Below are 9,317 nucleotides of genomic sequence, written 5' to 3' on the forward strand. Positions count from 1 at the left end.
ATCCATTCACAGCCTCCGTGCGGAAATAACCCGATGTTCGACTGGCAGGATCTGTACTACTTCACCGTATTGGCACGCACCCAGTCGCTGTCGGCGGCCGCACGGGAGTTGCAGGTGGAACATGCTACCGTCGGGCGCCGCGTCGACGCGCTGGAAAAAGCCCTGGGCGTCAAGCTGGTAGACCGCTTGCCGCGTAGCCGGCCGCTCACTGCGCAGGGCCTGGCGTTGGCGAAACTGACGACCGGCATGGGCGAAATGGCCACTGACGTCATGCGCCTGTCGCGGGTCGCCTCCATCGAAATGGTCGGTACGGTACGGGTCAGTTGCCCGCCGTCCATCGCCAACCATTGCATCGCCCCCCACATTGCCCGTTTGCGTGCGCAGTACCCCCAGTTGAACCTGGTACTGATGCCGTCTACCCAGGTTGCGGCACTGGACAAGGGCGAGGCCGATATCGCCCTGCGCACCGTGCGACCCGACGAGAACGCGCTGGTGCGGCGCAAGGTCGGCGTGGTGCGCTTCGGGCTGTATGGCTCGCCCGAACTGCAACAATTACCAGCGCCGCAGTGGGGCTTCGTCGCCTATGACAGTAGCCGCGATCACCTGCCCCAACAGGCGTGGATGCATCAAGTGCGCGGCCAACGCCCGGTAGTGTTTGCCGCCAGCGAGCTGATTACCCAGCAAATGGCAGCCCGCGCCCGGGTCGGCGCCGTGGTATTGCCGACCCTGGTGGGCGACCACGATCCGTTTCTGGTCAGGCTGCCCACGACCAGCGAAGGCCCGGTGCGTGATATCTGGCTCACGGTGTACCCGGATATGCGCCGCTCACCCTCGGTGAAAGTGGTGATGGAGTTTCTGGTGACATGTATCGAAGACGAGCCGCAATTACGCCGTTGAATCACCGCACAACGCCGAGAAATTTCTTGCGATACGCCGCCGGCAACATCCCCACCCGTTGCTGGAACAGGCGGCGAAACGAATTGCTGTCTTCATACCCCACCGCGTAGGTGATGCTTTCGAGGGTCATGCGCGTCGATTCGAGCATCTGCTTGGCCCGCTCCAGGCGCAGGGCCTGCACGTAGGCAATCGGCGTATGGGCGGTCGCCTCCTTGAAGCGCCGCTTGAAATTGTGCACGCCAAACCCAAAGCGCCGCGCCACCTCGTCGATCACCAGCGGCTGGGCAAAGTGCTGCTCCAACCAATGCTGTACCCGCAGAATTTCAACGTCGCCATGGCTCTTGGGCAGCGACCACATGGCATACACCGATTGTTCGGTGCGTACCGTATCGATCAGCAGGTATCGGCTGCACGTGTGGGCCAGTTCCGGCGAACCGAAACGGCGGATCAGGTGCAGCATCAAATCCATTGCCGCACTGGCGCCGCCACAGGTGATCATGCGGTTTTCTTCGCACAGGATCTGCGCGTCATCCAGGCGCACCGTGGCGTAGCGGCGCCTGAATAGCTCGGCAAACGCCCAGTGGGTAGTGGCGCGCAGGTCGCATAGCAAGCCGGTTTCGGCCAGTAGAAAAGCGCCGGTGCACATCGAGGCCAGCACCGCGCCACGCGCATGCTGCTCACGTAACCAGGGGCCGTAGCTTGGAAACGCCGGCAAGGCGTCTTTCAGGGTAAAGAGAAATCCCGGGATCAATACCAGGTCGGTCTGGGCCACTTGCGCCAGTGAACGGTCCACCAGCAAACGCTGCCCACCCCAGGCCGCCACAGGCTCGCCGTCGAGGGATGCAACAGTGAGCTCAAAGGGCGGCGTCTCGGCGAACAGGTTGGCGGCGCTGAGCATTTCCAGGGCCAGGGTGGCACTGGCGGCGGAGCATTGATCGGCCAGAAGCAAGGTGATGTGCATTGAGGGGCCTATTGCGCTTTTCGCATGTAATAAGTCATTTGCGCACCTACCTTAGCCGATCCGACACCTTTACAGTGGCCGCTCCGATCAATTGCCTGGCGTTTTTATGAATCTCTGGTTTCGCTTGTTCCGCATGCTGTGCCGCCGCCCCTGGCGTAACCCTGTGCATGGGCTGGACACCACCGTGGTGCGTATGCGGGTGTGGCCGCTGGACCTGGACCTCAACCGGCATGTCACCAATGGCCGGTATTTTTCCCTGGCGGACGTGGCACGCATGGACTTTGTACTGCGCACCGGCGCCTTTCGCGTGGCCCTGCGCCAAAAAGCCTTGCCGATCGTGGGCGATACCTGGGGCAAGTTCCGCCGCGAGTTGAAACTGTTCGAAGCGTTCGAGGTGCACACCCGCATGCTCGGCTGGGACCACAAGTGGAGCCTGATGGAGCACCGCTTCGTCAGCCAGGGCCGGGTGGTTGGCGTGGTGGTGATGCGCGGGCTGTTCCGCAACGCCAAGGGCACCCTGCCCCCGGCGGATTTCCTGCGTGAACTGGGCCTGGACGAGACCTCACCTGCGATGCCGCAGTGGTTAAGCGACTGGGCAGCCAGCTGTGACGCTATGAGCTTGCAATTGCGGGGGGAGGAGCAGGCGTGAGCCTCCCCTAACTCGCAGATGCCAGCGCCTTCAAGTTGGCTTGCCCATCCTCTCGTGCCACATACAGGAACGATTTACCTTCCTGGACCTTGAACAGCACTTTCATGCCCAGCAGTTTCTCAAGGTCCTTACGTGCGGTATTTTCCGAGATGTCATAGTCGTGGGTGAGTTCCTTGGGGGTGAATACACGTCCCGGATGCTGGAGCACTTTCTTCAAGAAATGAGCCTGGCGATAATTCAGTCCCTCCTTCAACTCCAGCGTGTCCACCCAACCCATCAGTTCCAGGGCTTCTTGCCGTTTCCCTTCGAAGTAATCCATAAAATCATGGATGGCGCGCTCGATGATCCGCAATTGGTAGATGACGAAGTAGGTCAGATCAAATGCATCGGTTTCGGTGTAGATATAGGAACGGCCATATTGCATCGGGGCTTCTTTGAGCAGCGTACTGATGGAAATGTATTCAAACGGCCAATAGCCACTTTTGAGCATGAACCAGTAAAACAAAGAACGTGCGGTTCGCCCATTACCGTCCCTGAAGGGATGCTCATAACCGATCATGAAATGCAGGATGATGGCCTTCACGACTGGATGGATAAAGTGTGTGCCACCCTGACCGTCATGCCGCTCGTTCGCAAACCGGCAAAGCGCCTCAAGCCTGTCCTGCAGCAGCGCCGCCCTGGGGGGTTGATGGACCACTTCATCAGACGCCCCGCCGACAAAAATATCGTCATGGACCCTGATATGCCCCGGATGGACGTCTTCCTCGTCTATTCCCGCTGTAGCAATGCCGTGAAACTCGCAGATCAACGCAACAGAAAGCGGTTCGTCTTTGTTAAATTTGGCATGCCGCATCAGGTGATAGTTGTTAAGGATCATCCGCTCATCGTCGTTCTGTGGCGCACGCTCCTTAGCCAACATGTCCTTGGCGATTTTACGGGTCGTCGCCGCACCTTCCAGTTGAGCACTGGAAATCGCCTCCTCCATCATCAATGAGTCCACCAGATACTGGGTGTTGTCCCGATATTGGGGCGATGCCGCCGCCGCGCCTCCCAGCCGGGATGTGATCGACTCAACAGCGTGAATCACCGCATCACAAAAATCAGTGTTGTATAAGAAAAAAGGGCTGCCGCACTCGCTGCGCAGCTCAAGCGTCTTGCTCCCACAGGCCCGAGCCATCTTGATGGCGGCCCATGCGGCGTCCTTGTCGACACCCGGTGACGGATAGCGGCGAAATTCATCCCAGTGCAAATACCGCCCTTTGCCGTCAACCGCCTTGTATTGGCGTGCCAGCTCAAAAATCTCCAGGCCGTATTGCTTTAACAACACCGCAAAGTCGGCTGGCTTGTGGATTTTCGCCATGACTGAAACTCAATTTTCAAAAATTGAGTTGATCCTTGCGCGCCGGCTGCCGGGTGTCAAGCCTGACCCTCGCGCTTGACCTTCAAATGCCGCGCATACCACGGCCGTTGCGGCACGCGCTTGAACCAGCCCTTGAGCAGGTCTTCATCGGTGCCGAAGGTGATGCGCAGGGCCAGCTTCATGGTTTCCGGGTCCATCTCCATTGAGCGGCCCATTTGCAGCCCTGGCGTGGTGCTGCAGCCGTGGGTATCGGGGCCCAGCCACGGGTCGTCGACTTCGACCCAACGACCCGGGGCAAACCAGGCCACGCCGTTGACTTCGCGGCGGCTCACTTCGCCCGGGTGGAAGCGTTCATGGGCACGGAACCAGTCTTCGATGCGGTCGTCGATCCAGCCGTGGAAATGCCAGAACACCGGGTTGACGTGGGAGGAGAACGGGTCGCCGAGGAAGTCGTTTTCGGGCGCATACCAGCGGGCGGCAAAGTCCGAGGGGTCGCGGGCGAAAGGCACCGGGGCGCCGTTGGACGGATCGCGAGGCACCGAGGCCCAGCGCATATGCAGCCAGTCGTGCAGGCCCAGTTCCATTTCCGAGCCCAACTGGCCCAGGGTCAACTTGGCCAGGTAACGCGGATCGCGGTATTGCGACTCCCACACCTGGAAGTTGCTGTGGTAAGTCTCGGCCGCCTTGATGTCACCGACCCACTGGGTGTAATCGGCATCGTCCGGGGCCGACCAGGCCGGCGGCAGCGCGAAGCCGTCGTGGTTGTCGAAGTAACGCAGGAAGCCCAGGCGGTCGCGTTCCAGCGCCGGTTGCGGTTCGGGGAATTGCGGCCATGACGGCAGGTCCTGCATGGAGCGCGCCGTGCCGAGCATATGCCGGTGCATGAAGAAGAAATCGATGCCCGAGCCGTTGCGGTCCTTGCGCTGGCCTCGCGCATCACGCTCCTGGCCACGCGGGCCGGGCTGCCAGCCGATGCCGCGCAGGGCGTCGCGTTTTTCCTCAGAGAGCTTGTGCCATTGGTCACGGGTGGCGTGCCACAGCTGGTGAAACAGGCGATGCTCGGGCGAGATCAACCAGGCCAGCAACGTGGGGTTGAGGCCGATACGCTGGCGGGCTTCGGGGAACAGTTGTTTGTGCGCGACAAAACGGTTGTCGCGTTCGGTCAGCGCCAATGGGCGATTGAGCTCGAGGATCTGCCCGGTCAGGGTGCCGCTGCCGGCGTTGCCGAAATCGGCCCAGACTTCATCGAGGGTCATCTTGAATTCATAGGCGGGGACGCCGGCGGGCGAATCGCGGTCGATCAGCCGCCAATAGAGCAAGGCGCCCTCGCCCGTCACCAGATCGCCCAGCACGCGGTAACGCGGCTCGCCTTCGGCGCGCAGGTTGTCGGCGGTGTCCAGGTAACCGCGCAGGCCACGGCCACGGGGAGCGATGTCCAGCAGCAGCGCCAGACCTTGCAACGGCAAGCCCTTGAGGCCGACATCGCGCCCTTCCAGGCGCAGGCTCCAGACGCCACGCAAGGTATTGGCCAGGTGCTGGCCTTGGGTATCGGCCAGGTCGACCGTGGCTTCGCCGGGGGTGATGGGGAACGCTTCTTCGCGCGTCAACTCACGATGGGCATAAAGGGCCGCCGGCACAGCCGCGCCGGTCAGCGCCAGGCCTGCGATGAACCCACGTCGAGAGATCGTCATTGTCTACCTTAGGAAACGGCTTAATCAGAGCTAGAACGTTTGCAGCCCGGCAAAATTTACCGGCGCATCGCTGGCTCTAAATTTCCCCCGCCATCGCTCGTTCCTCCCTGATAGCAAAGGCCTCAACTGACTGAGATGGCAATGACAAAACCACGTTCGAAAAAGGCGCTGTACATCGGCCTGCCTCTGGCACTGGCGATCGGTGCCGGGGCCGGTTTCCTGGCCTGGGATCACTGGTTCAAGGGCAATGCCGGTTACCCGCTGGAGGTGATCAAGCAGGCCAACGAGATGCAGGACCGTTTGTTGTCTTTCGACAGCCACATCACCGTCCCCCTGGATTTCGGCACCGCCGGCAACGAGGCCGACAAGGATGGCGGCGGCCAGTTCGACCTGGCCAAGGCGGCGCGTGGTCGCTTGTCCGGCGCGGCGCTGACCATTTTCGGCTGGCCGGAAATCTGGAACGGCCCCAACGCGCCTCACAAACCCACCGAGGGCTTTGTCGAAGAAGCCCGCCACGAGCAGGAGGTGCGCTACAAGATCATCTCCGGCATGGTGCGCGACTTCCCCAACCAGGTGGGCATCGCCTACACCCCGGATGATTTCCGGCGCCTGCATGGCGAGGGCAAGTTCGCGATTTTCATCAGCATGCTCAACGCCTACCCGCTGGGCAACGACCTGAACCAGCTGGACCTGTGGACCGCGCGCGGCATGCGCATGTTCGGCTTCAGTTACGTGGGCAACAACGATTGGTCCGACTCTTCGCGCCCACTGCCGTTTTTCAACGATTCGGTGGACGCCCTCGAGGGACTGTCGGAGATCGGCAAGCAAGCCGTGCACCGCCTGAATGACCTGGGCGTGATCATTGATGTGTCGCAGATGTCGACCAAAGCCCTGGAGCAAGTGGCACAGACGAGCCGCACGCCGCTGGTGGCCTCCCACTCGGCACCGCGCGCGTTCGTCGACATCCCGCGCAACCTCAGCGACAAAGAACTGCAATTGATCAAGAACAGCGGCGGCGTGGTGCAGATCGTAGGTTTTTCCGCCTACCTGCGCCCGCTGAGCCAGCCAACCCAGGACAAGCTCAACGCCCTGCGCGCACGCTTCGACCTGCCGCCCCTGCCCAACCTGGCCGTGGCCTTGATGCCCGGCGACGCAATCATTGCCGCATGGCCCGAACAACGCTTCGGCCAATACGCCAGTGCGCTGTACGCCATCCTCGACGAAGAACCCAAGGCCACCCTCAAGGACCTGGGCGACGCCATTGACTACACCGTACGCAAGATCGGTATCGATCACGTCGGCATCGCTTCGGACTTCAACGACGGCGGCGGCATCCAGGGCTGGGAGAACGTCGGCGAAGTGCGCAATGTCACCGCCGAACTGATCCAGCGCGGCTACTCCGAAGCCGATATCGCCAAGCTGTGGGGCGGTAACTTCCTGCGGGTCTGGGACCAGGTACAAAAAGCCGCCAAGCCTTTGGCCAACCGTTAATCACCGACGAAGTAAGTCCATGACCAACCGCCGTACTTTTCTCAAGCAGGCCGGCGTACTCGCCGCCGGCCTGCCGCTGCTGCCACAGGCACTGGCAGCGCCAGCCACACCGCTGGCGAACGACCCATGGACGGGACTCAAGCAACTGTTCAACCAGGACCCGGATTACCTGCACTTTTCCAACTTCCTGGTGGCGTCACACCCCAAGCCCGTGCGCGACGCCATCGAGCGCTACCGCATGCAGATCGACCGCAACCCCGGGCTGGCGATGGACTGGGACCTGCAGGAAACCTGGAAGCGCGAAGGCCAGGTCCGCGAATGGGCCGGGCGTTACCTGAACGCCACACCGGCGCAGATCGCCCTGACCGGCAGCACGTCCGAAGGCTTGGCGATGATCTACGGCGGGATCAAGGTACGCGCCGACCAGGAAATCCTGACGACGGTGCACGAGCACTACGCGACCCAGAACAGCCTGGATTTCCGCGTGCAGAAACAAGGCACCCAGGTGCGCCGCATCGCGCTGTTCGACAACCCCAGCCAGGTGTCCGCAGATGAAGTGCTGGGCAATATCCAGCGCAACCTGCGCCCCAACACCCGCGTACTCGGCATGACCTGGGTGCAATCGGGCAGCGGCGTGAAACTGCCGGTCGGCGAGATCGGCAAACTGGTGGCGGAACACAATCGCAACCGTGACGACCAGGACCGCATTCTGTATGTGATCGATGGCGTACACGGCTTCGGCGTGGAAAACCTCGACTTCCCGGACATGCACTGCGACTTCTTCATCGCCGGCACGCACAAATGGATGTTTGGCCCGCGCGGGACCGGTCTGGTCTGCGCCCGCGAAACCGAGAACAAGTACGTCACGCCGATGGTGCCGACCTTCTCCGAAGACACCAATTTCGCCACCACCATGACGCCCGGCGGTTATCACGCCTTCGAGCATCGCTGGGCGGCCGACGAGGCGTTCAAGCTGCACCTGCAACTGGGCAAGGCACCGGTGCAGGCGCGCATTCATGCCCTCAACAGTGAACTGAAGAATCAGCTACTGGCTCACCCACAGATCGAGCTGGTCACACCGCGCAACCCCGAGCTGTCGGCGGGTTTTACGTTCTTCCGGGTCAAGGGCCAGGACAGCGATGCGGTGGCCGCGCACATGATGAAAAACCGCGTGGTCATCGACGCGGTCGACCGTGACGTCGGCCCGGTGATCCGCACCTCCCCCGGCCTGCTGAACAGCTCGGATGAGATACACCGTTTCATGACCGTGCTGAGCCAGCGGTTGTGACTCCCATTCTTCCTTTGAACGAGGCGTCCCCATGATTGCATTGCGACTCAAACCCTTGACCACGCTGGCGCTGACCGCCCTGTGCAGCACCCTGCTGCCGGGGTTGGCCCAGGCCGCCGAGGCGCAACCCGGCAAAGTGTTCAAGGACTGCAAGGACTGCCCGGAAATGGTGGTACTGCCCGCCGGCACGTTCACCATGGGCACACCGGAAGACGAAGTCGGCCGCGAGCCCGATGAAGGCCCGATGCATGCAGTGACCTTTGCCAAGCCGTTCGCCATGAGCCGCTTCCAGGTCACGGCCGGCGAATGGGACAGCTACGTCCGCCAGACCGGCGTCAAGATCGCCAACGGCGACGACCGACCTGGACGTGAATGCATCGCCAGCAAACCGCGCTACCCCCAGGGGCCGCGCCAGCCGGCGGTGTGCATGGACATGGACGACATCAAGGCTTACGTGGCCTGGCTGTCGAAGAAAACCGGCCAGCAATACCACATGGTCAGCGAAGCCCAGCGCGAATACGCGGCCCGCGCCGGTTCCACCGGGCCATTCCCCTTCCCGTTCGATGAAGGCAAGGGCTACAGCATCGCCCAGCATGCCAACACCTATGGCCCGGCGGACGGCTACAGCTATTCATCGCCGGTGGGCAGCTACCCGCCGAATGCGTTTGGTCTGTATGACATGCATGGCAACGTCTACGAACGGGTCGCCGATTGCGAACACCCCAACTATATCGGCGCCCCAACCGACGGCAGCGCCTGGATGGAGCCGAACTGCGAGTCCTACCAGATCCGCGGCAATGACTGGGGCGAAGCACCGGTATTCTCGCGCTCGGGCAACCGCAACAACATCTACCCGCAGACGCGGGGCGACTGGATCGGGTTTCGCGTAGTACGTGATCTCTGACGCACACTCTAATCCCCTGTGGGAGGGGGCTTGCTCCCGATGGCGGTGTATCAGTCACGGTTTCTTAACCTGACAC

The 9,317-nt window shown here is 61.8% G+C and carries 8 protein-coding genes; 5 read left to right on the forward strand and 3 right to left on the reverse strand.

The annotated features are described in order from the left end of the window. The first annotated feature begins 33 nt into the window (after positions 1-33). Positions 34-897: a LysR family transcriptional regulator gene (locus ACQRBT_RS24880; RefSeq protein ID WP_104993403.1), complete on the forward strand. Its 864-nt coding sequence runs from the start codon at positions 34-36 to the stop codon at positions 895-897. Between the two features lies 1 nt (position 898). Here the strand turns inward: ACQRBT_RS24880 and ACQRBT_RS24885 are convergent, their stop codons facing one another. Beyond that, on the reverse strand, positions 899-1,858 hold the full coding sequence (locus tag ACQRBT_RS24885; protein WP_412046775.1) for a GlxA family transcriptional regulator: 960 nt from the start codon (positions 1,856-1,858) through the stop codon (positions 899-901). A 106-nt stretch (positions 1,859-1,964) separates the two neighbouring features. Between ACQRBT_RS24885 and ACQRBT_RS24890 the strand changes: the two genes are divergently transcribed. Continuing rightward, complete coding sequence (locus ACQRBT_RS24890) at positions 1,965-2,507, forward strand: acyl-CoA thioesterase (protein WP_104993401.1); 543 nt, start codon at positions 1,965-1,967, stop codon at positions 2,505-2,507. A gap of 7 nt (positions 2,508-2,514) precedes the next feature. On the opposite strand, the gene ACQRBT_RS24895 is transcribed toward ACQRBT_RS24890, so the two are convergent. Then, positions 2,515-3,867, reverse strand: coding sequence for a Fic family protein (locus ACQRBT_RS24895; RefSeq protein WP_104993400.1), 1,353 nt, complete (start codon positions 3,865-3,867; stop codon positions 2,515-2,517). Between the two features lie 56 nt (positions 3,868-3,923). Next, positions 3,924-5,558: a twin-arginine translocation signal domain-containing protein gene (locus tag ACQRBT_RS24900; protein WP_412046774.1), complete on the reverse strand. Its 1,635-nt coding sequence runs from the start codon at positions 5,556-5,558 to the stop codon at positions 3,924-3,926. 141 nt (positions 5,559-5,699) lie between these two features. Between ACQRBT_RS24900 and pvdM the strand changes: the two genes are divergently transcribed. From pvdM to ACQRBT_RS24915, 3 genes are read left to right on the forward strand one after another with little or no spacing between them, the layout of a single operon-like run. Next, the gene (pvdM, locus tag ACQRBT_RS24905) at positions 5,700-7,049 is read left to right on the forward strand and encodes a pyoverdine-tailoring dipeptidase-like protein PvdM (RefSeq protein WP_161549438.1); all 1,350 of its coding nucleotides are present in this window, start codon (positions 5,700-5,702) and stop codon (positions 7,047-7,049) included. A 19-nt stretch (positions 7,050-7,068) separates the two neighbouring features. Then, positions 7,069-8,337 (forward strand): aminotransferase class V-fold PLP-dependent enzyme, encoded by a 1,269-nt coding sequence (locus ACQRBT_RS24910; RefSeq protein ID WP_104993397.1) that lies wholly within the window; start codon positions 7,069-7,071, stop codon positions 8,335-8,337. A gap of 31 nt (positions 8,338-8,368) precedes the next feature. Further along, the gene (locus tag ACQRBT_RS24915; RefSeq protein ID WP_060755322.1) at positions 8,369-9,241 is read left to right on the forward strand and encodes a formylglycine-generating enzyme family protein; all 873 of its coding nucleotides are present in this window, start codon (positions 8,369-8,371) and stop codon (positions 9,239-9,241) included. The last annotated feature ends 76 nt before the right edge of the window (positions 9,242-9,317 follow it).

The sequence above is a fragment of the Pseudomonas sp. R19M genome (assembly GCF_050312585.1).
Lineage (GTDB): Bacteria > Pseudomonadota > Gammaproteobacteria > Pseudomonadales > Pseudomonadaceae > Aquipseudomonas > Aquipseudomonas palleroniana.